This window comes from Amycolatopsis sp. NPDC051372 (assembly GCF_040682095.1).
Taxonomy (GTDB): Bacteria; Actinomycetota; Actinomycetes; order Mycobacteriales; family Pseudonocardiaceae; genus Amycolatopsis.
The window spans coordinates 124,914-149,531 of record NZ_JBFBAF010000018.1 but is presented as its reverse complement, the minus strand read 5'-3'; the positions used below and the strand labels follow the sequence as shown (position 1 = coordinate 149,531).

Sequence of the window (24,618 nt, the reverse complement as noted above, 5' to 3'; positions counted from 1 at the left end):
CCGCATACAGCCGCATCGACGTGTCCGCCACCTCCGCACAGCGGATCGCCACCGCCCACTCACCGTCACCCACCGCGTCGACCCAGCCGACACTGCCCGATGTCACCGGCCGCGGTCGAACGGTACGGCGCACAACCACACCGACCACCACGGACAACCGCCGCTCCGCAGCCCCTTAATCCAGACCCATCGCGCCCAGCAGGGTCCGGAACTTCGCGATCGTCTCGTCGAACTCCGCCTGCGGATCCGACGCCGGCACAATCCCACCACCCGCATACAGCCGCATCGACGTGTCCGCCACCTCCGCACAGCGGATCGCCACCGCCCACTCACCGTCACCCACCGCGTCGACCCAGCCGACACTGCCGGCGTAGTAGCCGCGGTCGAAGGGCTCCAGCTCCTGGACCAGGTCGCGCGCGGCGGCGGTCGGGGTGCCGCAGATGGCGGGGGTCGGGTGCAGGGCCGCGGCGAGGTCGAGGGCGGTGACGGCGCGGTCGACGAGCTCACCGGTGATCGCCGTGCGCAGGTGCCAGATGGCGGGCGTCGACACGAGCTCCGGGGCCGGCGGCACGTCGAGCTTGCGGCAGAACGGCCGCAGGGCCTCCACGACGTAGTCGATCACCACGGCGTGCTCTTCCTGGTCCTTCGCGGACGCCAGGAGGGCCTCGCCGTTGGCGCGGTCCGCGACAGGATCCGCCGAGCGCGGCATGGACCCTGCGTGCGGGGTCGTGAACACGGAGTCGCCGGCGCGGGAGAGCAGCAGCTCGGGCGTGGCGCCCACGAGCGTGCGCCCGCCGGGCAGCTCGGCGGCGTAGGTGAAGTGGCGCGGGTTGCCGCGGGCCAGGTTGCGCACGATCTTCTCGACCGGCACCGACGAGGCGAACTCGAGCTCGAGGGCCCGGGCGAGCACGGCTTTGCGCAGGCCACGGTCGCGCAGGGCCGCCACGGCGGCCCGCACGTTGGCCTTGTGGCCCTCCTCGGACGGCACCTCACAGGTGACGCTCGGGGCGGGCAGCTCTTCCGACGCGGCGACAGCACTGCTTTCGCCCTCGGCCTGCGCCCGGTGGACCGTGCGCGGCAGGACGAGATGACCCGGCGTAGTCGTGTCCGGGCCGGTGTCGAACGGCAGCGTCCCGACCGCGAGCGGCACGCCCGAGCTGGTCAGCTCTTCGGCCACGGTCCTGGCCAGCCGCCGTGGATCGATGTCGGTCACGGCGGCGACCGAACCCTGGGCGAGGAGCGCTCGCCGGGCCGTCGCGAACAGGAAGTCGCCACGCTGGTAGCGGACGGTTGTCTCGACCGGGGTCGCCGGTGCGGTACTGGTCGTCACCGCTCCAGCGTCCCAGGATCCGGGAGCTCCGCGGGGAAAGTGTTGCCAGAAGAACACCTTCGGCGCACTTTCCCCGCGGGAGACCGGGGTCCTTACTTCAGCGCGTCGATAAGAGCTTCGCGCTGGCGCTCGCCGAGGCCCGCGGCCCGGCGGTCGGGGTCGATCCCCGCCTGCTCGAGCAGCGCGGCGACCTTGACCGCGCCAAGGCCGGGGACGGCCTTGAGCAGCTGGGTGACCTTGGTCTTCCCGATGGTCTTGTTCTCCTTGGCCTGCTTGAGCACCTTCTCGATGCTCGTGGTGCCGGACTTGATCGACGCGAGCAGCTCCGAACGCGCCTTACGCGCCTCTGCCGCCTTGGCGAGGGCGTCGGCGCGCTGCTCCGGAGTCAACGTGGGCAGAGCCAACGTAGTGTCCTTTCCTCTCAGGTCTCCGCTTACGCGGCCGACGGCTTTTCTCCGATGCTTGCAAGCGCAAGCGCTGGCCAGCCGTCTCTTACCACGGCCCCAGTAAACGCCACACCCTCGAAGAGCGCTCAACCGACACGCACTTATCACCCTCCGACCACCCGGTGGGCAAGTCACGAGATGACCCCTCGCGGCCTGCGGAAACGTCAGACGTCCCTCGTTTTCGACACCATTACCTCACCCGAATGAGGCTCTATTTCGAGACGGTTACGACGCCATTTTTTGTTGTCCCGCAAGGAAAAGTCCGGTAGTAAGTTGATCATGGACGCAGGAGGCCGCCACCCGATACGGGGATGGCCGTGACCGAACGGTTGCCCGAGTTGACCATGCCCCCGCGCCCCGTCCGCCGTTAGAGTCGGCGGCACCCCAGTTCACCGGCGAACGAGCACCACGGGAGTCACCCATGTTGAGCACGATGCAGGACGGGCAGCTTTCGCTGGCGAAGCTCCTGCGGCACGGCACGAAGGTGCACGCGAAGAGCGAAGTCATCACCTGGACCGGTTCAGAAGCCCGCCGGGAGACCTACGCCGAGCTCGGGCAGCACGCCGCCCGCCTGGCCAACGCGCTGCGCACCCTCGGCGTGACGGGCGACCAGCGCGTCGGCACGTTCATGTGGAACAACGCGGAGCACCTGGCCGCCTACCTCGCGGTGCCGGCCATGGGCGCGGTGCTGCACACCCTGAACATCCGCCTGTTCCCCGAGCAGCTCACCTTCGTCGCGAACCACGCCGAGGACCACGTGGTGATCGTCGACGGCACGCTGGTGCCGCTGCTGGCCAAGCAGCTGCCGCACTTCACCACGGTCAAACACGTGGTCGTGGCCAACGGCGACGCCTCGACGCTGGAGGCGCCCGACGGCATCACCGTGCACTCCTACGACGAGCTGCTGGCCGCCCAGCCGAGCGAGTTCGACTGGCCCGAGATCGACGAGCGGTCCGCCGCCGCGATGTGCTACACGTCCGGCACGACGGGCGACCCGAAGGGTGTCGTCTACTCGCACCGCTCGATCTGGCTGCACTCGATGCAGGTCTGCATGACCGACAGCATGCGGCTGGCCCAGGAGGACACCGCGCTGGCGATCGTGCCGATGTTCCACGCGATGTCGTGGGGCCTGCCCTACGCCGCGATGATGGTCGGCGCGTCGCTGCTCATGCCCGACCGCTTCCTGCAGCCGGCCCCGATCGCCGCGATGCTGGCGGCCGAGAAGCCGACGTTCGCGGCGGCCGTGCCCACGATCTGGCAGGGCCTGCTCGCCCACCTCGACGCGAACCCGCAGGACATCTCCCACGTGCGCGAGGTCGTGGTCGGCGGGTCGGCCGCGCCGCCTTCGCTGATGCACGCGTTCGAGGAGCGCTACGGTGTGCCGATCCTGCACGCGTGGGGCATGACCGAGACGTCGCCGCTGGGCAGCGTCGCGCGGCCGCCGGGCAGTGCGACCGGCGAGGAGCGCTGGGCCTACCGCTACACGCAGGGCCGGTTCCCCGCGTCGGTGGCCGCGCGGCTCATCGGCGACAACGGCGAGGAACTGCCGTGGGACAACGAAGCCGTCGGAGAACTCGAGGTGCAGGGCCCGTGGATCGCCGGCGCCTACTACGGCGGCGACGCCATCGACCCGGACAAGTTCCACGACGGCTGGCTGCGCACGGGTGACGTCGGCAAGATCAGCCCCGACGGCTACCTCACCCTCACCGACCGAGCCAAGGACGTGATCAAGTCCGGCGGCGAGTGGATCTCGTCGGTCGACCTGGAGAACCAGGTCATGGGCCACCCGGCCGTCGCCGAGGCGGCCGTGGTCGGCATCCCCGACGAGAAGTGGGACGAGCGCCCGCTGGTGGCCGTCGTGGTGAAGGAAGGCCAGAGCGTGACGGCCGAACAGCTGCGCGACTACCTGACCGACAAGGTCGCGAAGTGGCAGCTGCCGGAGAACTGGACCTTCGTGGACGAAGTGCCCAAGACCAGCGTCGGCAAGTTCGACAAGAAGCGCATCCGCGCGTCCTACTCAGAGGGAAAGCTCGACATCTCACGGCTCTAACGGGTAATTCTCCGGCGAGTCGCGGAACGTCCGGCGCCTGTCTTGAGAGAGTCTTGCGCTCTCAAGGCAGGCGTCGGAGCGCGTCGGAGGAAATACTGGGATGCAGTCACGCAGCAGAAGGTCGTTCCTGACCCTCGCGGGAACGGCGGCAGTGGGCGCGGTCGCGGCCGCGTGTGGTTCGAACACCGGGCGCCCGGGCGATCCGCCGCCGTCCACGGCGATGTCGGCCGGACCGCCGCCGTCGAAACCGGCCGCGAAGGTGACACTGCAGCAGTGGTACCACGCGTACGGCGAAGACGGCGTGCAGGACGCCGTGCGCGGCTACGCGGCCTCGTACCCGGGCGCGACCGTGAAGGTGCAGTGGAACCCGGGTGACTACGACTCGAAGATCGTGACCGCGCTGCAGAACAGCGCCGTGCCCGACGTGTTCGAGGCCCAGGTGAAGATCGACTGGGTGCGGCAGAACCAGGTCGTGGCCCTCGACGACCTCATCGGTCCGGTGAAGAACGACTTCAGCCCCGCCGTACTGGCCGCGCAGACCGTGGAAGGCAAGGTCTACGGCATCCCGCAGGCCACCGACACGCAGGTGCTCTTCTACCGCCCGAGCCTGCTGCAGGCCGCCGGCGTGCAGCCGCCGCAGACCGTCGACGAGCTGGTGGACGCCGCCGGCAAGCTCTCGCGCGACGGTGTGAAGGGCCTGTTCGTGGGCAACGACGGCGGCGTCGCCACGCTGACCGGCCCGCTGCTGTGGTCGGCCGGGCTCGACTACCTCAAGCCCGGCGGCCGCGAGGTCGGCTTCGACGACCCGCGCGCAGCCACGGCGCTGGGCAAGCTGCGCGCGTTGAACGCCAACAGCTCCCTGCTGCTCGGTGCGACCACCGACTGGTCCGACCCGGGCGCGTTCATCGACGGCCTGTGCGCGATGCAGTGGACCGGGCTGTGGAACATGCCGAAGATCCGCGACGCGTTCAACGACGACTTCGCCGTGCTCCCCTTCCCCAAGCTGGACAACAGCGGCGCGCCTTCCGTGCCCGTGGGCGCGTACGGCGCGATGGTGAACGCGAAGAGCAAACACGTGGCCGAGGCCAAGGCGTTCGTCAAGTGGCTGTGGATCGACCAGACCGCCGACCAGCTTGAGTTCGCCACGCGCTTCGGCTTCCACGTGCCCGCGCGTCAGAGCCTGATCGACAAGGCCGACACGCTGCGCTCGGGTCCGGCCGCCGACGTCGCGCGGTTCGTGAAGGAGAACAGCCATCTCGTCGGCGGTCCCGTGTGGACTCAGCAGGCGAACACCGCGCTGTCCGACGCGGTCGCGAAGATCGCCAAGGAGGGCGCCGACCCGGTGGCGCAGACGAAGGCGGCGGTGACCGTCGCGCAGTCCGAGCTGAAGCGTCTGTTCGGATGAAGCTGCTTTGAAAGCCCCAGCCCGGAAGACCCGGGACGCGCTGGCGTTCTGGGGGTTCGTCGGCCCGTTCCTGATCGGGCTGGCCGTGTTCGCGTACCTGCCGATCGGCTGGAGCGTGTACCTGTCGTTCTTCGACGCGCGCAACACAGTGACGCCGAGCGTGTTCGTGGGGCTGGACAACTACGCGCACATGCTCACCGACGGGCCGTTCCTGGCCAGTCTCGGCACGTTCAGCGTGTTCGCGGTGGTGATCGTGCCGCTCACGTTCGTGCTGTCGCTCGCGCTCGCGGTCGGCGTGCACCAGCTGAGGTTCGCGCGCGCGTTCTTCCGCTCGGTGTTCTTCCTGCCGTTCGCCTGCTCGTACGTGGTGGCCTCGCTGATCTGGAAGACGTCGTTGTTCTCCGGCGTCCGCTACGGCCTGGCGAACACCGTGCTGGGCCTGTTCGGCGCCGATCCGGTGGCGTGGACGGGCACGGTGGACCCGCCGCTGTACTGGATCGTGCTGGTGACCGCGCGGCTGTGGCTACAGCTGGGCTTCTACATGATCCTGTTCCTCGCCGCACTGCAACGAATTCCGGGCCGGCTCTACGAAGCCGCGTGGCTCGACGGCGCGAAGCCGGGCTGGCAGGTGTTCCGCCACATCACGCTGCCACAGCTGCGCGCGACGTCCGTGGCCGTGCTGCTGCTCAACCTGATCAACGCGTACCAGGCGTTCGACGAGTTCTACAACATCATGGGCGACTCCCGCGGTTATCCACCGTTCGCCCGGCCGCCGCTGGTGTACCTCTACTACACGTCGCTGGGTTCGGGCGGCCAGGATCTGGGTCGCGGCAGCGCGGGCGCGGTGCTGCTGGCGTTGCTCATCGCGCTCGTGACATTGTCGCAGGGCAGGCTCTTCCGCTTCGACCGTGGTGCCCTCTCGTGAACAGCGCCGTCGTGAAGGCCGCGCTGCGCTGGACGTCGCTGATCGTGGCGGCGGTGCTGTTCCTGTTGCCGTTCTACCTGCTGCTGCGCAACGGTCTCGCCTCGCGCGCGGAGATCACGGCTCCCGGCTGGACGCTGTGGCCTCGGCAGATGCACTGGGAGAACTTCACGCGCCTGTTCTCCTTGGAGGACGTGCCGTTCGCGCGAAGCCTGCTCAACTCCGCGATCGTGGCGACGCTGCAGACGTCGGGACTGCTGGTGATCTGCTCACTCGCCGGCTACGGGTTCGCCCGGATCCCTTACCTCCACTCGAAAACCGTGTTCTACGCGGTGGTCGCGACGCTGATGATCCCGACGTCGGTCACGTTCGTGCCGAGCTTCGTCGTGGTGTCCACGCTGGGCTGGCTCTCGGACCTGCGCGGCCTGGTGATCCCGGGGTTGTTCAGCGCGTTCAGCGTGTTCCTGTTCCGCCAGTACTTCCTGGACTTCCCGCGTGAGCTGGAGGAAGCCGGGCGCGTCGACGGGCTCACGCGCTGGGGCGTGTTCCGGCGCATCGTGGTGCCCAACTCACGCGGCTTCTTCGCCGCGATCGCCGTGATCTCGGTGATCGGCAGCTGGAACGCGTTCCTGTGGCCGCTGATCATCGCGCAGTCGCCGGACTCGTGGACGGTGCAGGTGGCGCTGTCCGGCCTGCTGACCTCACAGAACCCGCAGCTGAACCTGCTCTTCCTGGCCGCGGCGGTGTCGATCCTGCCGATCGTGCTGCTGTTCGCGTTCCTGCAGCGTTACCTCGTGCGCGGGGTCACGGAGTCGGGGTTGACGGGCTGAGCCGCGGCGGCAGCGACGCCGGCAGGTGCAGCGAAAACCGGGCTGCCGGGCGCACGGCCTTCGCGATCGCGCAGGCGGCGCGTTCGAGCACCGTGACGCGCCACCCGATCGCGGTGGTCAATCCGCCGATTCCGCCCCCGACGACTACCGCATCCCCCATAAGCTCCTTGTACCCGACGTCCGGAACCTGGAGCACTCGATGACCGATCCGTACCAGCAGCAGCCCCGCCAAGAGGGCCAGTACTACGGCGCCGACGGTTATCCGACGCCCCAGCAGCCTCCGCAGCAGTCCTCGGCGCCGCTGCCCGTGCCGTACGCCGCGCCGTATTCGGGGCCGTACCCGACGCCGTACTCGGGACCACAGCCCATGCCGTACGGGCCGTTCCCGGGCTACGTGCCGCTACGGACGAGCGGCATGGCGATCGCGGGGATGATCATCGGGATCCTCGCGCTGATCACGTTCTGGGTGCCGTTCTGGGACGTGATCGCGGCGTTCACCGCGATCGGGCTGTCCTGGGCGGGCATGGTGCAGGCGCAGAAGCCCGGCTACACGGGACAGGGCATGGGCATCGCCGGGCTCGTCTGCGGAATCATCGCCGCGATCCCCGCGGTGATCTTCCTGGTGCTGTTCTTCACGGCGATCGCGGCGACAAGTACGTCGTGCGCGTTCTACTGCTGAAGTTTCGCTTCTGAACCCACCTTCGTCGGGTAGTCGAACCGCGGTACCTGTGACAGAGTCAGCCGCACTGTCACGGTGAATGTGAGCGGGATTCATGTTGCGTTCACCGGAGGTCCACCGCCGTCCGGCAGCGTGCTGGGCAGCCGACACCGGGGAGCGACGATGGCCCAGCTGACCAGGCGGACTTTCACTTCGGCGGGTGCCGCGGGCGTGGGGTTGCTGCTGTGCACCCCGACCGCCAACGCGCTGGACCGGGCGCTCAAGCGCACGGTCTCGCGCACCGTCAGCACCGCCGGCACGACTCTCGAACAGGTCGCCACCGCCGTCTTCCCCGGCACGGCCACGTACTCCCGCCTCACCGGCGGCCCGGGCTGGCCGCTCGTGGTCCGCGGTGACCTCGCCGCGCCAAAGGACGGCCGCGACGACCGGCAGACGGCGCTGGGCGCGTTCGTGCAGTTCACCGACCTGCACATCACCGACACCGAGTCGCCCGCGCGGTTCGAGTACCTGCACCCGTACGTCGGATCGGCGCACCGGCCGCAGGAAGCCCTCGGCACGGCCGCGACGAGCGCGCTGGTGCAGCGGGTGAACAGCGTCGCGAAGGGACCGTTCACCGGCCGGCCGTTCGACTTCCTCGTGACCACCGGCGACAACACCGACAACCACGAGCTTCTGGAGCTCGACTGGTTCCTGACCAGCCTCAACGGCGGCGCCGTCACCCCGAACTCCGGCGACCCCAGCCGGTACGAAGGCGTGCAGGCCTCGGGCAGCGACGCGTTCTGGAACCCGTCGACCCCGCTCGCCGACGACTACTCGAAGAAGGGTTTCCCGCAGCTGCCGGGGCTGCTCGAAGCGGGTATCGCGCCGTTCACCGCGCCGGGGCTGGACGTGCCGTGGTTCTGCACGTTCGGCAACCACGACGACAGCGTGGTCGGCACGCTGCCGGACATCCCTGGCATCGAGGCCTGGTACACGAGCCGGTACAAGGTGATCGGCAAGGACGAGAGCACCGCGAAGAAGCTCGGCGCGGCCCTCAACAGCGGCAAGAGCGTGCCGCTGACCGAGCTGTTCGGCGGCACCGGCACGATCCGCGAGGTCACCCCCGACGCGCGTCGGCGGCCGTTCACCACAGCGGAGTTCGTGACCGCGCACCTCGAGTCCGGCAACACCGGCCCCGGCCCGGTCGGCCACGGCTTCTCGGCGAACAACGCCGACGGGCGCAACGTCTACTACACGTTCCGCATCGCCCCGGGCGTCACCGGCATCAGCCTCGACACCACCACGCTGGGCGGTTTCGCCGACGGTTCGATCGGGCTCGGCCAGTTCAACTGGGTGGAGTCGACTTTGAAGCGGAACTCGTCGACGTACTACGACTTCTTCGGCCGCAAGGTGAAGCAGTCGGTGACCGACGAGCTGTTCGTGCTGTTGAGCCACCACACCAGCGACACCATGGGCAACCTCCTGCCCGACTCACGCCACCTGCTGGAGCCGCGCCTGAACGGTGACACGTTCGTGGGGCTGCTCAACCGCTTCCCCAACGTGGTGGCATGGGTCAACGGCCACACGCACCTCAACAAGATCACCCCGCACGTCGGCAAGACGCCCGCGCAGAGCTTCTGGGAGATCAACACCGCCTCCCACGTCGACTTCCCGCAGCACGCGCGCATCCTCGAACTGGCCGACAACGGCGACGGCACCCTGTCGATCTTCACCACCCTCATCGAGGCGTCCGCGCCGTATGCGGTGGACTACTCCGCGCGGACGCCCTCCGCCCTGGCTTCGCTCTACCGCGAGCTTTCGTACAACGACATCCACGTCGACCTGGGCCGCGTCGGCTCCGACGGGGACCACAACACGGAGCTGCTGCTCACGAACCCGCTCGGTTGATTACCTCGCGGGTAATCGACGAGCGGCCTCCGGCTGCGGTTAGGTCGTGGACATGACCGACGCCGAGGGCACTTCGCTGTTCCACCAGACCATGCCGTTCGCCTCCCGGCTCGGCATCGAAGCGCTCTCGCACGCCCCCGACCTGGTCCGCAGCCGGCTGGCGTGGTCCGAGTCGCTGTGCACCCTCGGCGGCGTCCTGCACGGCGGCGTACTCATGTCCCTGGCCGACGCGACGGGCGCCGTGTGCGCCTTCCTCAACCTCCCTTCGGGCGCTTCGGGCACCACGACCTTGGAGTCGAAGACCAACTTCCTGCGCGCCGTCCGTTCGGGGCATGCGGTCGCGTCGTCCCGGCCGTTGCACGCGGGCCGCCGCGTGGTCGTCGTCGAGACGGAAATCCACGACGACGAGGGGAAGCTGGTCGCGAAGGTGACCCAGACGCAAGCGGTGCTCTAGCCGGCCCAGGGGAGCCCATGGTCACCGGAAAGGCGTCGAGGTCGCCGATCATCGTCCCAGCGACCGCCACCGATTTCGCAGCCCTACTCTGGTCGGCTCTTTACGAACCCACTCCAACCGGCGAAAATCTCTCGCTGACACTGGGGTCTCGGGGACGGAGCACGGCATGCGGATGCGGAGCTTGATCACGCTATTGTCCATCGCCATGGTCACGGCAGGAGCGACGCAGGTCGCGGACGCGGCGCCGGCGCACCCGGCGAACGACGAGGCGATCAACTACCACGAGTGGTCCGGCGGGAGTTTCCACGCGGGCCACCTCGACGGGCTGACGCTGGGCCGCGACGGGCTGCGCATCACGCGGCCCGCGGGCACCGTCGAGCACACCGAGCCGGGGCTGGGCACGACGAAGACCTACGAGTACGGCTCGTGGACGTCGCCGCTGTTCCGGCAGGGGTTCGACGCGACGCAGCTCATCGCGTCGTGGAACGCGCAGACGCCGGCGAAGACGTGGCTGGAGGTCGAGGCGAAGGGCCGCACGTCGGCCGGCGTCGAGACGACCTGGTACGTGATGGGCCGCTGGGCCAGCGGCGACGCCGACATCCAGCGCACGAGCGTCGACGGTCAGAGCGACGACAACGCGTCGGTGGACGTCGACACGCTGGCCACGAAGACGGGCGTCACGCTGCGCACGTACCAGCTGCGCGTGAGCCTCTACCGTGAGGCGGGCACGCGGGTGACGCCGACGGTGTCCACGCTCGGCGCCGTGACCTCGAACGTCCCGGACCGCTTCGACGTGCCGGCCACCAAACCGGGCCGCGCGCGGGGCATCGAGCTGAAGGTGCCGGCATACGCGCAGAACATCCACAAAGGACAGTTCCCGCAGTACGGCGGCGGCGGTGAGGCCTGGTGCAGCCCGACGTCCACCGAGATGGTCGCCGAGTACTGGGGCAAGAAGCCGACCGCGCAGCAGATGAGCTGGATCCCTTCGAACTACATCGACCCGTCCGTCGTCTACGCCGCGCGCAACACCTACGACTACGCCTACGACGGCACCGGCAACTGGCCGTTCAACACCGCGTACGCCGCCTCTCTCGGCCTGCGCGGCCACATCACGCGCCTGCACGACCTCAACGAGCTCGAGGACTACATCGCCCGCGGCATCCCCGTGATCACGTCGCAGTCCTTCCTCTCCGACGAGCTCGACGGCGCCGGCTACGGCACCTCCGGCCACATCATGGTCGTCGTCGGCTTCACCCAGGCCGGCGACGTGATCGTCAACGACCCGGCCTCCAGCACCGACGCCCGCGTGCGCAACGTGTACAAGCGCGACCAGTTCGAGAAGATCTGGCAGCGCACGAAGCGCTACACGGCCGACGGCAGCGTGGCGAGCGGGCCGGGCGGGGTGGTGTACATCGTGACGCCGGCCTGAGCCGGCTTTCCAGGAGTGGAAACCGACGCATCGTGGTATGGCCACGTGTGCATGTTCCGTGATTAGCTGCCCGGGCAAAGCAAGAGTGCAGGAAAGGGTGAGCGCATGCCGTACGAGGTCCAGGGGATCGTGTCCCGCGCGAAGGGCGAGCCGGTGGCGCTCGAGACCGTGGTGGTGCCGGACCCGGGTCCGGGCGAGGCGGTCGTGTCGGTGCAGGCCTGCGGGGTCTGCCACACCGACCTGCACTACCGCGAGGGCGGGATCAACGACGACTTCCCGTTCCTGCTCGGCCACGAGGCCGCGGGGCGGGTCGACAAGGTCGGCGCCGGGGTCACGGACATCGCGCCGGGCGACTACGTGATCCTCAACTGGCGCGCCGTCTGCGGCACCTGCCGGGCGTGCAAGCGGGGCAAGCCGTGGTACTGCTTCTCCACGTTCAACGCCGAGCAGCCGATGACGCTCACCGACGGCACGAAGCTGTCGCCCGCGCTGGGCATCGGGGCGTTTCTCGAGAAGACACTCGTCCACAGTGGACAGTGCACGAAGGTGGACGAGCGGGCGGAACCCGCGGTGGCGGGCCTTCTCGGCTGCGGCGTGATGGCGGGCCTCGGCGCGGCCATCAACACCGGCGCCGTGACGCGCGGTGACTCCGTGGCCGTGATCGGCTGCGGCGGCGTGGGCGACGCGGCCATCGCCGGCGCCAACCTCGCGGGCGCGACCACGATCATCGCCATCGACACCGACGACCGGAAGCTCGAGTGGGCCAAGGGCTTCGGCGCCACGCACACCGTGAACAGCAAGGGCCTCAGCCAGGACGCGGTGGTGGCGGCCATGCAGGACGCCACGCACTCGTTCGGCCCCGACGTGGTCATCGACGCCGTCGGCCGGCCCGAGACGTGGAAGCAGGCCTTCTACGGCCGCGACCTCGCGGGCACCGTCGTGCTGGTCGGCGTGCCGACGCCGGACATGCGCCTCAACGACCTGCCCCTCATCGACTTCTTCGGCCGCGGCGGCTCGCTGAAGTCGTCCTGGTACGGCGACTGCCTGCCCTCGCGCGACTTCCCCATGCTCGTGGACCTGTACCTGCAGGGCCGCCTGCCGCTGGACAAGTTCGTGACCGAGCGCATCGGCGTCGGCGACGTGGAGCAGGCCTTCGAGCGCATGCACCACGGCGACGTCCTGCGCAGCGTGGTGGAGTTCTGAGGCTCTTCACCGACGCCGACTACCCGGCCGTCCCCTACCCCGGGGGACGGCCGGGTACGTCGTTCGTCCACCTTGACGGCGCCGGGTGGTCGCTGGACACCGCGCCGGCCGGCTGGCGCGACCGGCTGCCCGTTTTGGCGTACGGGTCCAACGCGTGCCCGTCGAAGATCACCTGGTTGCGTGACGAACTCGGCCTGACCGGTCCCGTCGTGGCCGCCCGCGTGCGGTGCAGGGGGTTGGCCGCGGTATGGGCGTCAGGCCTGCGCAAGGTCGACGACCAGCGCCCCGCCACCCTCACCATGCTGCCTGGGGTCGAGTACCACTTCCTGTGGTTCGTCACTCCGGAGCAACGCGCGGTGCTGGACGTCTGCGAAGGCCGTGGCACCCGGTATCACCTCGCGCAGCTGGACGACCATTCGATCGAGCTGGACGGGGCCCCGGTGCCGAACGTCCACGCCTACGTCGGCGCATCGGCCGTCCGCTACCCGCTGCTGGTCGACAGCCGGCCCGTGCGCGTCGCCGACGTCCCCCAGTCCGAAGCCGCCCTCCTCCTCGGCGACCCGGCCGGTGAGCACGGCCTGAAGTGCACGGTTGTGGAGCCGGAGCAGATCTTCACCTGACGCGCGGGTCGGGAACCGCCCGGACGGCGAGGAACCCGGTCGGCTCGCGGGACAGCCGCACGTGCCGGCCGTTGTCCCACGTCTCCGCCACCACGCTCAGCCCAGCAGCTTTCCCGGGTTCAAGATCCCCGTCGGGTCGACAGCGGACTTCGCGGCGCGCAACACGGACAGCCCCAGCGAGCCGATCTCGGGCTCCAAGTAAGGCGCGTGGTCGACACCCACGGCGTGGTGGTGGGTGATCGTTCCAAGGCCGACGATCGCCTCCGACGCGGCGTGCTTCGCGCGCTGCCACTGGCCGACGGGGTCCGCGTCGTCGCGGGAGGTGAGGACCGTGAAGTACAGCGAGGCGCCCGTTTCGTACACGTGCGAAACGTGGCACATCACGATCGCGCGGCCCAGCGAAGCCACCAGCGCGGCCCGCACGGCGTCGTGCAGGTCGTCCAGGTTCGACCAGTACGCGGCGGTCTCCACGGTCTCGACGCACACCCCGAGGTCCATCAACGCATCGCGCTGGCGTGGGCCCGAGAACCGGCCGTGCCGCCACGACTCGCCGAGCGCGGCGCCGATGCGCAGGGCGCCCGCGCGACGCAGGAACCGCGTCGTGCGGTGGCGGCGGGCCCGCACGTCGCTCTCCCAACCGACGATCAGCAGACACGGGTGCTTGACACCCCGCGCGGCCAGGTACGCCCGCAGCACGGAAGTCTTCAGGCCGGCGTTCAGCGCGAACGACACCGCCGTCTCGTCCACATCGGACAGTCGCGTGACGTCGGCCGTCGCGTGGTTCTGGGCGAGGGCGCGCATGGCCTCAGCGCCAAGATCCCAGCCGTCGATCACCCAGCCCTCGTACCGGCGCGCGACAGGCACCGGCCGCACCCGCAGCGCGACCTCCGTGATCACGCCCAGCGTGCCTTCGCTCCCCACCGCGAGCTGCCGCAGATCCGGCCCCGCCGCCGACGCGGGTGCGACGCCGAGCCGCCATTCGCCCTGCGGCGTCGCCACGCGCACGCCCGCCACCATGTCCTCGAAGCGGCCGTAACCCGCCGACGCCTGCCCGGCCGAGCGCGTCGCCGCGAACCCGCCGATGGTCGCCCGCTCGAACGACTGCGGCACGTGGCCGAGGGTGAACCCGTGCTCACCCAGCAGCCGCTCGGCCTCGGGCCCGCGCACGCCGGCCTGCAGCACGGCCAGGTGAGACTGCTCGTCCACCGACACCAGCGCGTCGAGCCGGACCAGGTCGAGCGCGATCACGGCCGCCTTGTCCCCTCGCAGCGCCGCGACGCCGCCGACCACCGACGTGCCCCCGCCGAACGGCACGACCCCCACGTCGTGGCGCACGCAGACCTCGAGCACGGCCTGCACCTGCTCGGGCGAAGCGGGCAGCACCACCGCATCGGGCGCCGGCACCGAGTCGCCGAGCCGGCGGCGCAGCAGGTCCAGATAGGACAGACCGCCGGCGCGTTCGAGGCGCGAGTCGGCGTCGACCAGCACGTTCTCCGCACCGACCACGGCCGAAAGGTCCTCGCGAGCCTGGCCGGGAAGGGCAGAACCGGTCAGGTTCGGGACGAAATCCGGCTTTCGCCCTCGATCAGCACCCACCGGGCCGATACGCTGGCCGAGCCACCGGACCGCCCGATCGGGCAGCGAGGTGGCGCCAGCGCCGTCGCCGGTCCACGACTGCCGGATACGGTGGTTTATGAGATCACTCACGACTACAGTGTGACATATGGACGTCAAACGTCACTCCCCACCGGGAGAGACTCCCTCGGCCCTCGCGGGGGCCCGCAGCCGCCAGACCTCAGCGCGCGTTGCCGACGACGTGCTGCTCGACGCCGCGCGCGAGTGCGTGCTCGCGGTCGGTGTCCGGCGCACCACGCTCGCCGAGATCGCGCGCACCGCGCGCGTGAGCCGCATGACCGTCTACCGCCGGTTCCCCGACGTGCGCAGTGTGCTCGCCGCGCTGATGACGCGCGAGTTCAGCGGCCTGCTCCAACACGCCAGCCACGCGGGCGACGACGCGGCCAACACCCGCGAGCGTCTCGTGCTCATCGCGGCGGCCGGCGTCAGCGCGCTGGCCGCCGACCCGCTGTTCCGCACGCTGCTCGACGTCGATCCTGAGCTCGTGCTGCCCTACATCGTGGAGCGGCTCGGGGCCACGCAGATCTTCGCCGAACAGGTGCTGCGCCAGCTGCTCGAAGCCGGGCACCGCGACGGTTCCGTGCGCCAGGCCGAGGTCACCGCGCAAGCGCGCTCGATCCTGCTGGTCGTGCAGTCGTTCGCGTTCTCGCTGCGGCCCGCCACCGCGGACCTCGACGAGCGGGCGTTGCTCGACGAGTTCCGGTACCTCGTCGACGCGGCCCTCAAGCCATGAACACCGCCGACGTACTCCTCAACGCGGAGGCGGCATGAACACCGCCGACGCACTCCTTCCCGCGGAGGCGGCATGAGCACCGGCTCGCTGAACGCACGCCGGCGCGAACGTGAGCTGGACCGGCTCACGAACGGTGAGCGAGTCGACGTCATAGTGGTCGGCGGCGGCGTCACCGGCGCGGGCATCGCGCTCGACGCGGCGGCCCGCGGACTGTCGGTCGCACTGGTCGAGGCCCACGACCTGGCGTTCGGCACGTCACGCTGGTCCAGCAAGCTCGTGCACGGCGGCCTGCGCTACCTCGCGAAGGGCGAGTTCGGCCTCGCGCACGAAAGCGCTGTCGAGCGCGGGATCCTGATGACGCGCACGGCGCCGCACCTCACGCGCGCGATGCCGCAGCTGTTCCCCCTGTACCCCAGCACTTCCCGCGCGCAGCAGGCCGTGATCGCCACCGGCCTGCGCGCGGGTGACGCGCTGCGCCGGGCCGCGCGCACGCCGTCGTCGGTGCTGCCGAGGCCCCGGCAGATCCCGGTGGCCGAGGCTGTCGCGCTGGCCCCGGGCCTCGCGCCCGCCGGTCTGCGCGGCGCGTTGCTCGCCTACGACGGCGCCCTCGTCGACGACGCGCGCCTGGTCGTGAACCTCGCCCGCACGGCCGCGATGCTGGGCGCCCGGATCCTCACGCACCTGGAAGCCGTGTCGCTTTCGGGCACCGGCGTGCGCGTGCGTGAAGGCTCGGCCGAGTACGACCTTCACGCCCGCCAGGTCGTCAACGCGACCGGCGTCTGGGCGGGCACGCTCACCGACGCCGTGCGGCTGCGGCCGTCGCGCGGTTCGCACTTGGTCCTCTCGCCGGCCGCCGCCGCGGTGGGCGGGACGTCGGTGAACGTCGCTGTGCCCGGAGAGAGCAACCGGTTCGTCTTCCTGCTCCCGCAGGTCGACGGCCGCGTCTACTTGGGACTCACCGACGAGCCCATCGAGGGTGAACTTCCGCCGGTGCCCGAGGTGCCGGAGTCCGATATGGACTTCCTGTTGTCCGTGGCGTCTTCAGTGCTCGCCCGGCCGCTGTCCCGTGCCGACGTGATCGGCTCCTACGCCGGTCTGCGTCCCCTGGTCGCCGGCTCCGCCGGCAGCAGCGCCGATCTCTCCCGCAAACACGCCGTGGTCACCGGCACCGACGGCGCGCTCACCGTGGTCGGCGGCAAGCTCACCACCTACCGGCGCATGGCCGAGGATGCCGTCGACGCCGCGCTGATGCACTCGGGCCTGCACGCCGGGCCGTCGCGCACCTCGCGGTTGCCGTTGCTGGGTGCCGCACCACGCGCCCGACTGTCCCTTGTGGACGCCCCGGCCCGCCTGATCGCCAAGTACGGCGCGGAAGCTCCCCGCGTCGCCGCCCTCGGCGAGGTCGACCGGACGTTCGCCGCCCCGCTGTTCGACGGCACCCAGATCACCGCCGCCGAGGTCGTCTGGGCCGTCCGCCACGAGGGCGCGCTGGACGTCGAAGACGTGCTCGAACGCCGCACCCGCCTGTCGCTCGTCCCCGCCGAGGCCGACGCCGCGCGCGCCCGCGTGGCGGAGCTCGTGGAGAAGGCACTGGCCGGACTGTCCTGAACACCGGGAGAGGACCCGCGCCGTTCGCTAGAGTTGGCGGCGCGGGCTCACCACTGTCCACACAGGTGTTCGGAGAGGGGGCGGTTTTGCCCGGAGGAGCACTCGAGATCGACGCGATCTCCAAGCGCTACAGCCGCAAGCTCGCCCTCGACGGCGTGACGTTCGACGTGCGGCCGGGTGAGCTGTTCGGCTTCGTCGGCAGCAACGGGGCCGGCAAGACCACCACCATGCGCATCGCGCTCGGCGTGCTCGCGGCCGACTCCGGCGAGGTCCGGTTCGCGGGCGAGCCGGTGACGCACGAAACCCGCACGCGCATCGGGTACATGCCCGAGGAGCGCGGTTTGTACCCGAAGATGAAGGTGCTCGACCAGCTCGTGTTCCTCGCGGAGCTCCACGGCCTGAGCACCAACGACGCCCACCGCGCCACCGAGCTGTGGCTCGCGCGGCTCGGGCTGGGCGAGCGCCGCAAGGACGAGGTGCAGAAGCTCAGCCTCGGCAACCAGCAGCGCGTGCAGCTCGCGGCCGCACTCGTGCACGACCCCGACGTGCTGGTGCTCGACGAGCCGTTCTCCGGCCTCGACCCGATCGCCGTCGACGTGATGAGCGTGGTGCTGCGCGAGAAGGCGGCCGCCGGCGTGCCCGTGGTGTTCTCCAGCCACCAGCTCGACCTGGTCGAGCGCCTGTGCGATCGCGTCGGGATCATCCGCGACGGGCGCATGGTCGCCGTCGGCACGGTCGAGGACCTCACGCGCGGCGCCGGCAGCCGGCTCGTGGTCACGGCGCCGGGCGCACGGCCCGGTTGGGCGTCGACCGTGCCCGGCGCGCGCGTGGTCGAGTCTTCCGGCGCCACGACGGTGCTGGAGCTGGCGTCGAGCGCCGATGACCAGGCCGTGCTCGCCGCCGCGCTGGCCACCGGGCCGGTCACGGAGTTCAGCCGGCAGCGGCGATCGCTGACCGAACTGTTCCGCGACGCCGTCGCCCAGGGAGGCCCGACGTGAGCCGCATCAGCGCCGCGCGGGCCGTGCGGCTCGTGGCAAAACGCGAGGTGAACACGCGGCTGCGCACGCGAGCGTTCGTGGTCAGCACGGCGGTGTTGTTGCTGCTGCTTGTCGGATATGTGGCACTGCAGGCGTTTCTCCTCGGGTCCGCCACCACGACCAAGGTCGCGCTGACCGGTCAGGCACAAGGGATCGCGCAGCAGCTGCAGCTCGCCGGGAAGGCCGGCGGCGAGACGATCGACGTGGTCACCGTCGCGTCCGAACAGGACGGGCTCGCGCAGGTGCGCAGCGGCGACGTCGACGCGCTCGTGTCCGGCAGCGCCTCGAGGCTGCGGGTCACCGTGAAGTCCACAGTGGACCCGACGCTGCAGCACACCCTCGACGGGATCGTGCAGCAGCAGGTGCTCGACGCGCAGCTGTCGGCCGCGCACCTCGACCCGGTCGCCGTGCACCAGGCGGTGTCCGCGGCCCACGTCGACGTGTTGCCGCTGGAGCAACGCGATCCGCGGGCCGGGCAGAAGCTCGTGGTCGGCGTGGTCGTGGCGGTGCTGCTGTACCTGAGCATCATCACGTACGGGATGCTCGTGGCTCAGGGCGTGGTCGAGGAGAAGTCGAGCCGGGTCGTGGAGATCCTGCTGGCGGCCGTGCGGCCGTGGCACCTGTTGCTGGGCAAGGTGATCGGCCTCGGGCTGGTCGGGCTGGCGCAGCTCGGGATCCTCGCCGTGGTCGGGCTCCTCGCGGCGCTGGGAACGGGTGTCCTGGGGTCGATCTCGGGCATCGCCGTGGGCGCCGTGGTGTGGGGCGTCGTGTGGTACCTGCTCGGTTTCCTGCTCTACGCCATGATCTACGGCGCAGCGGGCTCGCTCGTCTCGCGCCAGGAAGACACGCAGACGGTGGTGGCGCCGGTGAACATCGCGCTCGTCATCGGGTTCATCGCGGGCATCAACCTCCTCACTCAGTCGCCCGACGGCGCGGCGACGAAGATCCTCTCGCTCATCCCGTTGCTGTCGCCGGTCCTGATGCCGGCTCGCATTGCCACGGGCTCAGCTCAGCTGTGGGAGATCGTGCTGTCACTGGTGCTGACGGCGGTGCTGATCGCCCTCGTGACGTGGGTCGGGGCGCGGATCTACCGCAACGGTGTGCTGCGCGTGGGCAGCCGGCTGAAGCTGCTCGAGGCCCTGCGCGGCTGACAGTGCACGAATGACCCTGCGCAGCTGACCCTTAGGTAGCCGAGCCCGGGTTTCTCCCCGATGGCAGGTCGTTCGCGAGTCGAAAGACTCGCTGTCATGAAGAGAAACCCGCTGATCCGCATCGCCGCGGCCGCGAGCGCCGCCCTCCTGCTCACCGCCGCCGTGAACCCGGCCGCGCTCGCCGAGCCCGCCGCGCCGGGACATTCAGCGCCGGGACATTCAGCGCCGGCGCGGTCCACGCTGCCGCCGATGAACCCGGCCTCGCTGGCGGGCGCCATCGCCGGCCTGCCCAACGCCCAGGCCACCGGCGCGCTCGTGCAGGTCCGCGGCTCGGCCGGCGCGTGGAGCGGCGTCTCCGGGACAGCCGACCTGAGCACCGGGGCACCCGTCCCGGCGAACGCGCACTTCCGCATCGGCAGCATCACCAAGACGTTCACGGCCGTCGTCGTGCTGCAACTCGCCGCCGAGCACCGCCTCGACCTCGACGCGCCCGTGCAGCGCTACCTGCCGGGCCTGCTGCCCGCGAACTACCCGCGGATCACCGTGGCGCAGCTGCTCAACCACACCAGCGGCCTGCCCGGCGTCGACCTGCCCGAGGATCCACAGTGGATCCTCGACCACCGCTACACCGTCTTCACCCCGCAGCAGGTGCTGGCCACGGCGTTCCAGCACGATTTGGTCTTCGCACCCGGTACGAGCCAGCAGTACACGAACACCAACTACCTCGTCGCCGGGCTGCTCGTCGAGAAGCTCACGCACCACTCTTACGGCGACGAGGTGCGCGACCGCATCCTGCGCCCGCTCGGCCTGCGCGACACCTCCGTGCCCGGCAACGACCCGAACCTGCCCGCGCCCTACGCCCACGGCTACCAGCTCGTGAACGGACAGCTCGTGGACCTGACCCGCATGAACCAGTCCATCCCCTGGGCCGCGGGCGAGATGATCTCCACCACCGGCGACCTCGACAAGTTCCTGATCGCCCTCTTCCAGGGCCGGCTCGTGCCGAAACCGGTACTGCAGCGCATGTTCACCGTGCCGGCCGTGACCACCTTCGGTACCGACGACCCCGCGATCTACAGCCAGGGCCTCATGACCGAAACCGTCAACGGCGTCACCGTCTGGGGCAAGACCGGCAGCCGCTACGGCTACACCAACGGCATCTGGGCCACCCGCGATCTGCAGCGCCGCGTCGTCTACTCGATCAACACGACCGACAAGGACTTCGACGGCCAGCCGGAGATCGTGCAGAAGCTCGCGCTCGCCATCGCGGGCCTGTGATCCGAGTGGACGGCCCGGTCCAGGGGTCCGGGCCGTCCACTGAGGACCTCAGGACCCCGTGATGGCTCCGTAGCGCTGCAACGCCACCTGCCGCTCGTGCGCGTGATCCACCAACGGCTCCGGATAGCCCGGCGGCCGCTCCTTCAGCTTGTGCACCGCTTTCCCCGCCACTCCACGCAGCTCCGGCACATAACGCCGCACATAATCCCCGTCGGGATCGAACTTCTCCCCCTGCGTGGTCGGGTTGAAGACGCGGAAGTAAGGCGCCGCGTCGGTACCCGAGCCCGCGACCCACTGCCAGTTCAGCTGGTTGGACGCGAGGTCGCCGTCCACCAGATGACGCATGAAGTGCCGCGCGCCCCACCACCAGGGCAAGTGCAAGTCCTTCACGAGGAAGCTCGCGACGACCATCCGCACCCGGTTGTGCATCCAGCCCTCGGCCAGCAACTGGCGCATGCCGGCGTCGACGATCGGGTAACCGGTGCGGCCGGCGCACCACGCGTCGAACGCGTCCGAATCGGAGTCGTGGTCCATGCGGTCGAACCGGGAGTCGTAGTTCTCGCGGGCGGTTTCCGGGCGGTGCCAGAGAACGTCTGCGTGGAACTCGCGCCAGCACAGCTCCGAGCGCAGCGCCTGGGCGCCGTCGCTGGAATCACCCGACAGGTCGGCGAGCATCGTGCGCGGGTGGATGGCACCCCAGCGCAGGTAGGGCGACATCCGCGTGGTGCCCGGACGGTCGGGGCGGTCGCGGTCGGTGGCGTAGGAACGCACGCCCGCGTCCAGGAAATCGTGCCAAGCCGTGAGTGCCGCCGGTTCGCCGGGCGCAGGCAACGCCATCTCCCCGAGATCCGGAAGTGAAGGGAGCTTCCGCGACTCAGCAGGCGTCACCCAGTCCACAAGGGACGCACCCGTGTCCGCCGGCTGCCGCCAGCCGTGCCGGGTCCACGCGCGGTGAAACGGCGTGAAAACCCGGTACGGATCACCGTCCGGTTTGGTCACCCGCCCCGGCGCCACCGCGTAGGGCGACCCGGTGACCACCCACGAAATATCGTGCTCCGCCAAGACTTCCGCCACGGCAGTGTCACGGCGCCGGCCATAAGGACCGGCATCGGCGCTGACGTGCACCGCCGAAGCACCCACCGACCGCGCCACCCGCACGACTTCCCGCACCGGATCGCCGTGGACCACCATCAGCCGGCCGTCCAGCGCGACGTCCAGCGATTCCAGACACCCCAACAGAAACGCCCGTCGCGGCGCGCCCGACGGCTTCAGCAGCTTCTCGTCGAGCACGTACAACGCCAACACCGGCTCGCCGGCCTCCGCGGCCGCCAGCAGCGCCGCGTGGTCGCCGAGCCGCAGGTCTCGCCGGAACCACAGCACGCTCGTCATACCCGCCAACGCTAAACGCCCCGCCGTGCGGCTGCACGGCGGGGCGTTCAGAACAGTTCAGAGCGGGAACTCAGCGCTCCGAGATCGACTTGTAGTCGCGCGACGCGTGACCGGTGTAGATCTGGCGCGGGCGCCCGATCTTGGTCTGCGGGTCGTTGATCATCTCGCGCCAGTGCGCGATCCAGCCAGGGAGCCGGCCCAGCGCAAAGAGCACGGTGAAGAACTTCGTCGGGAACCCGAGCGCCCGGTAGATGAGGCCGGTGTAGAAGTCCACGTTCGGGTACAGCTTGCGCTCGACGAAGTAGTCGTCGGAAAGCGCCGTCTCCTCGAGCTTCTTGGCGATGTCGAGCAGCTGGTCGCCGCCCGCGATCTTGCCGAGGATCTCGTCGGCGGTGTTCTTGATGATCTTCGCGCGCGGGTCGTAGTTCTTGTAGACCCGGTGCCCGAAGCCCATGAGCTTGACACCCTTTTCCTTGTTCTTCACGCGGTTCACGAACGAGGCGACGTCGCCGCCCTCGTCGCGAATGCCCTCGAGCATGTCGAGAACGGCCGCGTTGGCACCGCCGTGAAGCGGGCCGAACAGGGCGTTGATGCCCGCCGAGATGCTGGCGAACAGGTTCGCCTCCGACGAGCCGACCAGACGCACCGTCGACGTCGAGCAGTTTTGCTCGTGGTCGGCGTGCAGGATGAACAGCAGGTCGAGCGCCTTGGCGACGGCCGGGTCCACCTCGTACGGCTCCGCGGGGAAGCCGAAGGTCATCCGCAGGAAGTTCTCCACCAGGCCCAGAGAGTTGTCCGGGTACAGCAGCGGCTGGCCCACGGACTTCTTGTACGCGTAGGCAGCCAGGGTCGGCACCTTCGCGAGCAGGCGGATGGTGGACAGCTCCACGTTGGGCTCGTCGAAGGGGTTCAGCGAGTCCTGGTAGAAGGTCGACAACGCCGAGACCGCGCTCGAGAGCACGGGCATCGGGTGCGCGTCGCGCGGGAAGCCCGAGAAGAAGGCCTTGAGGTCCTCGTGCAGCAGCGTGTGGCGCTGGATCTTCTCGGTGAAGTCGGCGAGCTGGGCCTCGGTGGGCAGCTCACCGTAGATGAGCAGGTAGGACACCTCGATGAAGCTGGACTTCTCGGCGAGCTGCTCGATCGGGTACCCGCGGTAGCGCAGGATGCCCGCATCACCGTCGATGTAGGTGATGGCCGACGACGCGGCACCGGTGTTCACGAAACCGGGGTCGTAAGTGATGTACCCCGTCTGCGCGAGCAGCTTCCCCAGCTCGATCCCGGGTGCGCCCTCCACCGGCTGGACGACCTTGAATTCGTGCTCGCCACTCGGCAGGCGCAGCGTCGCGGTTTCGCCGCCGGACTGCCCCGCATTCGTCGCGTCGGACATGCAGGTCCCTCTCACGTTGGCACGGGCCGGCGGCGCCTGTACGTTCCACAGGTAGCCACGTGTTCACGCGAGGAAACACGCGCCTCGCTGCACACCGCCCCGCTGGGGTATGAATTCCCCCCTACGCTAGTCGAAATAAGGGTGTGCGCGCAGCCGCTGCGTTGCCCTCAATAGCCCCTTTGGGACCAGGTTCACACGGTGGAAGCCATTTCCCGCGCCGTCGGCGGCTCCGCGCCGCTGCGCGAGACGGTGATCGAGGCCGCTTTCGCGGCGTAGCCGAGAGCCTCGCGCCACGCGTCGGCGTCGAGTGCGGCCAGGTCACGGACCTCGCGGGTGTGCAGCCACGCCAGCAGCGCGCCCTGCACGGTGTCGCCCGCCCCGATCGTGTCGACCACCGGCACCCGCCGCGAAGGCACGTGGGCCAGCTCACCTGCGGCGGTGATCACGGACAGCCCTTCGGCGCCGCGGGTCAGCACAACCGCGTCCACACCGGACTCGACCCACGTCTTCGCGGCCGCCACCGGATCGGCTCCTTCGGTGAGCCACGCCGCATCGTCGTCGGAGATCTTCAGCAACCGGACATCGGGAAGCCACGACGCGAACCGTGCGCGGTAGGCGGCCGGGTCGGCGATGAGCGCCTCGCGGATGTTCGGGTCGAGCGCGGTGAGCGTGCCGCGCGCGGCCTCGCGGCGCAGCATCGCTTCGTACGCGCTGGCGCCCGGCTCCAGCACCAGGCCGAGCGTGCCGAGCGAAAGCGCGGTGGCGTCGTCGGGCAGCGTGCCCGGGTCGGTCACGAGCCGGTCGGCCGTGCCCTCGACGTAGAAGGTGTAACGGGCGGCACTCGTTTGGTCCAGTGCCACCACGGCGAGCGTGGTCGGCTCGTCGCCGCGCTGCAGCAGCGTGGTGTCCACGCCGGAGTCGACGAGCCGGTCGACGAGCGCGACACCGAACCGGTCGGTGGACACGCGCGACAGGAACGACGCCGGCACACCGAGCCGCGCGGCGGCCAGCGCGACGTTGTAGGGCCCGCCGCCCAACCGGGGCAGCAATGCCCGCAGCCCACCGTCCACATTGGAGTCCAGCAGTTCACCCGGAACGAGGTCGACCAGCGCCTCTCCACCCACCACGATCACGAGCGCGAGTGT

General features: G+C 69.9%; 22 protein-coding genes and 1 pseudogene. 15 read left to right on the top strand and 8 right to left on the bottom strand.

The genetic code is table 11. The features are described from left to right. From AB0M56_RS26695 to mihF, 3 genes and pseudogenes are all read right to left on the bottom strand, one after another. Nucleotides 1-100, bottom strand: a pseudogene (locus AB0M56_RS26695) (chorismate-binding protein); the annotation flags it as partial. A 75-nt stretch (nt 101-175) separates the two neighbouring features. Further along, nucleotides 176-1,330, bottom strand: coding sequence for an isochorismate synthase (locus tag AB0M56_RS26690; RefSeq protein WP_364180426.1), 1,155 nt, complete (start codon nt 1,328-1,330; stop codon nt 176-178). Nucleotides 1,331-1,422: 92 nt separating this feature from the next. Next, entirely contained in the window at nt 1,423-1,734 is a 312-nt protein-coding gene (gene mihF / locus AB0M56_RS26685; protein WP_220244543.1) for an integration host factor, actinobacterial type, read from the bottom strand. Between the two features lie 463 nt (nt 1,735-2,197). On the opposite strand from mihF, the gene AB0M56_RS26680 reads away from it, so the two are divergent. The 4 genes from AB0M56_RS26680 (at nt 2,198) to AB0M56_RS26665 (ending at nt 6,983) form a co-directional block, all read left to right on the top strand. After that, nucleotides 2,198-3,826: a long-chain fatty acid--CoA ligase gene (locus AB0M56_RS26680; RefSeq protein WP_364180424.1), complete on the top strand. Its 1,629-nt coding sequence runs from the start codon at nt 2,198-2,200 to the stop codon at nt 3,824-3,826. Nucleotides 3,827-3,926: 100 nt separating this feature from the next. Beyond that, complete coding sequence (locus AB0M56_RS26675; protein WP_364180423.1) at nt 3,927-5,231, top strand: sugar ABC transporter substrate-binding protein; 1,305 nt, start codon at nt 3,927-3,929, stop codon at nt 5,229-5,231. Nucleotides 5,232-5,238: 7 nt separating this feature from the next. Continuing rightward, on the top strand, nt 5,239-6,156 hold the full coding sequence (locus AB0M56_RS26670) for a sugar ABC transporter permease (protein ID WP_364180421.1): 918 nt from the start codon (nt 5,239-5,241) through the stop codon (nt 6,154-6,156). A 44-nt stretch (nt 6,157-6,200) separates the two neighbouring features. Beyond that, a complete protein-coding gene (locus AB0M56_RS26665; protein ID WP_364180531.1) occupies nt 6,201-6,983 on the top strand; it encodes a carbohydrate ABC transporter permease in 783 nt (260 codons plus the stop codon). On the opposite strand, the gene AB0M56_RS26660 is transcribed toward AB0M56_RS26665, so the two are convergent. Next, nucleotides 6,958-7,143, bottom strand: coding sequence for a hypothetical protein (locus AB0M56_RS26660; protein ID WP_364180419.1), 186 nt, complete (start codon nt 7,141-7,143; stop codon nt 6,958-6,960). The two genes, AB0M56_RS26665 and AB0M56_RS26660, sit on opposite strands and share 26 nt — an antisense overlap. 39 nt (nt 7,144-7,182) lie before the next feature. Here AB0M56_RS26660 and AB0M56_RS26655 point away from each other — a divergent pair, with 39 nt between their 5' ends. The 6 genes from AB0M56_RS26655 (at nt 7,183) to AB0M56_RS26630 (ending at nt 13,255) form a co-directional block, all read left to right on the top strand. Next, nucleotides 7,183-7,662 (top strand): DUF4190 domain-containing protein, encoded by a 480-nt coding sequence (locus AB0M56_RS26655; RefSeq protein WP_364180417.1) that lies wholly within the window; start codon nt 7,183-7,185, stop codon nt 7,660-7,662. Between the two features lie 162 nt (nt 7,663-7,824). After that, the gene (locus AB0M56_RS26650) at nt 7,825-9,549 is read left to right on the top strand and encodes a TIGR03767 family metallophosphoesterase (RefSeq protein WP_364180416.1); all 1,725 of its coding nucleotides are present in this window, start codon (nt 7,825-7,827) and stop codon (nt 9,547-9,549) included. Between the two features lie 52 nt (nt 9,550-9,601). Next, on the top strand, nt 9,602-10,003 hold the full coding sequence (locus AB0M56_RS26645) for a PaaI family thioesterase (RefSeq protein WP_364180414.1): 402 nt from the start codon (nt 9,602-9,604) through the stop codon (nt 10,001-10,003). Between the two features lie 166 nt (nt 10,004-10,169). Then, the gene (locus AB0M56_RS26640) at nt 10,170-11,432 is read left to right on the top strand and encodes a peptidase C39 family protein (RefSeq protein WP_364180413.1); all 1,263 of its coding nucleotides are present in this window, start codon (nt 10,170-10,172) and stop codon (nt 11,430-11,432) included. 105 nt (nt 11,433-11,537) lie between these two features. Beyond that, the gene (locus AB0M56_RS26635) at nt 11,538-12,635 is read left to right on the top strand and encodes an S-(hydroxymethyl)mycothiol dehydrogenase (RefSeq protein ID WP_364180411.1); all 1,098 of its coding nucleotides are present in this window, start codon (nt 11,538-11,540) and stop codon (nt 12,633-12,635) included. A 92-nt stretch (nt 12,636-12,727) separates the two neighbouring features. Beyond that, nucleotides 12,728-13,255 (top strand): gamma-glutamylcyclotransferase, encoded by a 528-nt coding sequence (locus AB0M56_RS26630; RefSeq protein ID WP_364180530.1) that lies wholly within the window; start codon nt 12,728-12,730, stop codon nt 13,253-13,255. Between the two features lie 96 nt (nt 13,256-13,351). On the opposite strand, the gene AB0M56_RS26625 is transcribed toward AB0M56_RS26630, so the two are convergent. Then, on the bottom strand, nt 13,352-14,962 hold the full coding sequence (locus AB0M56_RS26625; RefSeq protein ID WP_364180409.1) for an FAD-binding oxidoreductase: 1,611 nt from the start codon (nt 14,960-14,962) through the stop codon (nt 13,352-13,354). A 16-nt stretch (nt 14,963-14,978) separates the two neighbouring features. Here AB0M56_RS26625 and AB0M56_RS26620 point away from each other — a divergent pair, with 16 nt between their 5' ends. From AB0M56_RS26620 to AB0M56_RS26600, 5 genes are all read left to right on the top strand, one after another. Further along, nucleotides 14,979-15,623: a TetR/AcrR family transcriptional regulator gene (locus tag AB0M56_RS26620; protein WP_364180408.1), complete on the top strand. Its 645-nt coding sequence runs from the start codon at nt 14,979-14,981 to the stop codon at nt 15,621-15,623. A 72-nt stretch (nt 15,624-15,695) separates the two neighbouring features. Next, nucleotides 15,696-17,231 (top strand): glycerol-3-phosphate dehydrogenase/oxidase, encoded by a 1,536-nt coding sequence (locus AB0M56_RS26615; RefSeq protein WP_364180406.1) that lies wholly within the window; start codon nt 15,696-15,698, stop codon nt 17,229-17,231. Between the two features lie 86 nt (nt 17,232-17,317). After that, nucleotides 17,318-18,229: an ATP-binding cassette domain-containing protein gene (locus tag AB0M56_RS26610; RefSeq protein WP_364180404.1), complete on the top strand. Its 912-nt coding sequence runs from the start codon at nt 17,318-17,320 to the stop codon at nt 18,227-18,229. After that, nucleotides 18,226-19,419 carry an ABC transporter permease gene (locus AB0M56_RS26605; protein ID WP_364180403.1) on the top strand — a complete coding sequence of 398 codons (1,194 nt, stop codon included), beginning with the start codon at nt 18,226-18,228 and terminating at the stop codon, nt 19,417-19,419. The genes AB0M56_RS26610 and AB0M56_RS26605 overlap by 4 nt, the downstream gene beginning before the upstream one ends. Before the next feature lie 96 nt (nt 19,420-19,515). Then, nucleotides 19,516-20,697, top strand: a complete 1,182-nt coding sequence (locus AB0M56_RS26600) for a serine hydrolase domain-containing protein (protein ID WP_364180401.1) — start codon at nt 19,516-19,518, stop codon at nt 20,695-20,697. A gap of 48 nt (nt 20,698-20,745) precedes the next feature. On the opposite strand, the gene AB0M56_RS26595 is transcribed toward AB0M56_RS26600, so the two are convergent. The 3 genes from AB0M56_RS26595 to AB0M56_RS26585 form a co-directional block, all read right to left on the bottom strand. Then, entirely contained in the window at nt 20,746-22,086 is a 1,341-nt protein-coding gene (locus AB0M56_RS26595) for a deoxyribodipyrimidine photo-lyase (protein ID WP_364180399.1), read from the bottom strand. Nucleotides 22,087-22,156: 70 nt separating this feature from the next. Further along, a complete protein-coding gene (locus AB0M56_RS26590; protein WP_364180397.1) occupies nt 22,157-23,473 on the bottom strand; it encodes a citrate synthase in 1,317 nt (438 codons plus the stop codon). A gap of 191 nt (nt 23,474-23,664) precedes the next feature. After that, entirely contained in the window at nt 23,665-24,606 is a 942-nt protein-coding gene (locus AB0M56_RS26585; protein WP_364180395.1) for a carbohydrate kinase, read from the bottom strand. Nucleotides 24,607-24,618 lie beyond the last annotated feature (12 nt).

Bases quoted from the DNA above. Each gene is read 5' to 3' on its own strand.
- AB0M56_RS26595 (WP_364180399.1), bottom strand. From the start codon at position 22,086: ATGACGAGCGTGCTGTGGTTCCGGCGAGACCTGCGGCTCGGCGACCAC.
- AB0M56_RS26640 (WP_364180413.1), top strand. From the start codon at position 10,170: ATGCGGATGCGGAGCTTGATCACGCTATTGTCCATCGCCATGGTCACG.
- AB0M56_RS26620 (WP_364180408.1), top strand. From the start codon at position 14,979: ATGGACGTCAAACGTCACTCCCCACCGGGAGAGACTCCCTCGGCCCTC.
- AB0M56_RS26660 (WP_364180419.1), bottom strand. From the start codon at position 7,143: ATGGGGGATGCGGTAGTCGTCGGGGGCGGAATCGGCGGATTGACCACC.
- AB0M56_RS26590 (WP_364180397.1), bottom strand. From the start codon at position 23,473: ATGTCCGACGCGACGAATGCGGGGCAGTCCGGCGGCGAAACCGCGACG.
- AB0M56_RS26655 (WP_364180417.1), top strand. From the start codon at position 7,183: ATGACCGATCCGTACCAGCAGCAGCCCCGCCAAGAGGGCCAGTACTAC.
- AB0M56_RS26615 (WP_364180406.1), top strand. From the start codon at position 15,696: ATGAGCACCGGCTCGCTGAACGCACGCCGGCGCGAACGTGAGCTGGAC.
- AB0M56_RS26635 (WP_364180411.1), top strand. From the start codon at position 11,538: ATGCCGTACGAGGTCCAGGGGATCGTGTCCCGCGCGAAGGGCGAGCCG.
- AB0M56_RS26650 (WP_364180416.1), top strand. From the start codon at position 7,825: ATGGCCCAGCTGACCAGGCGGACTTTCACTTCGGCGGGTGCCGCGGGC.
- AB0M56_RS26645 (WP_364180414.1), top strand. From the start codon at position 9,602: ATGACCGACGCCGAGGGCACTTCGCTGTTCCACCAGACCATGCCGTTC.
- AB0M56_RS26675 (WP_364180423.1), top strand. From the start codon at position 3,927: ATGCAGTCACGCAGCAGAAGGTCGTTCCTGACCCTCGCGGGAACGGCG.
- AB0M56_RS26600 (WP_364180401.1), top strand. From the start codon at position 19,516: ATGAAGAGAAACCCGCTGATCCGCATCGCCGCGGCCGCGAGCGCCGCC.
- AB0M56_RS26680 (WP_364180424.1), top strand. From the start codon at position 2,198: ATGTTGAGCACGATGCAGGACGGGCAGCTTTCGCTGGCGAAGCTCCTG.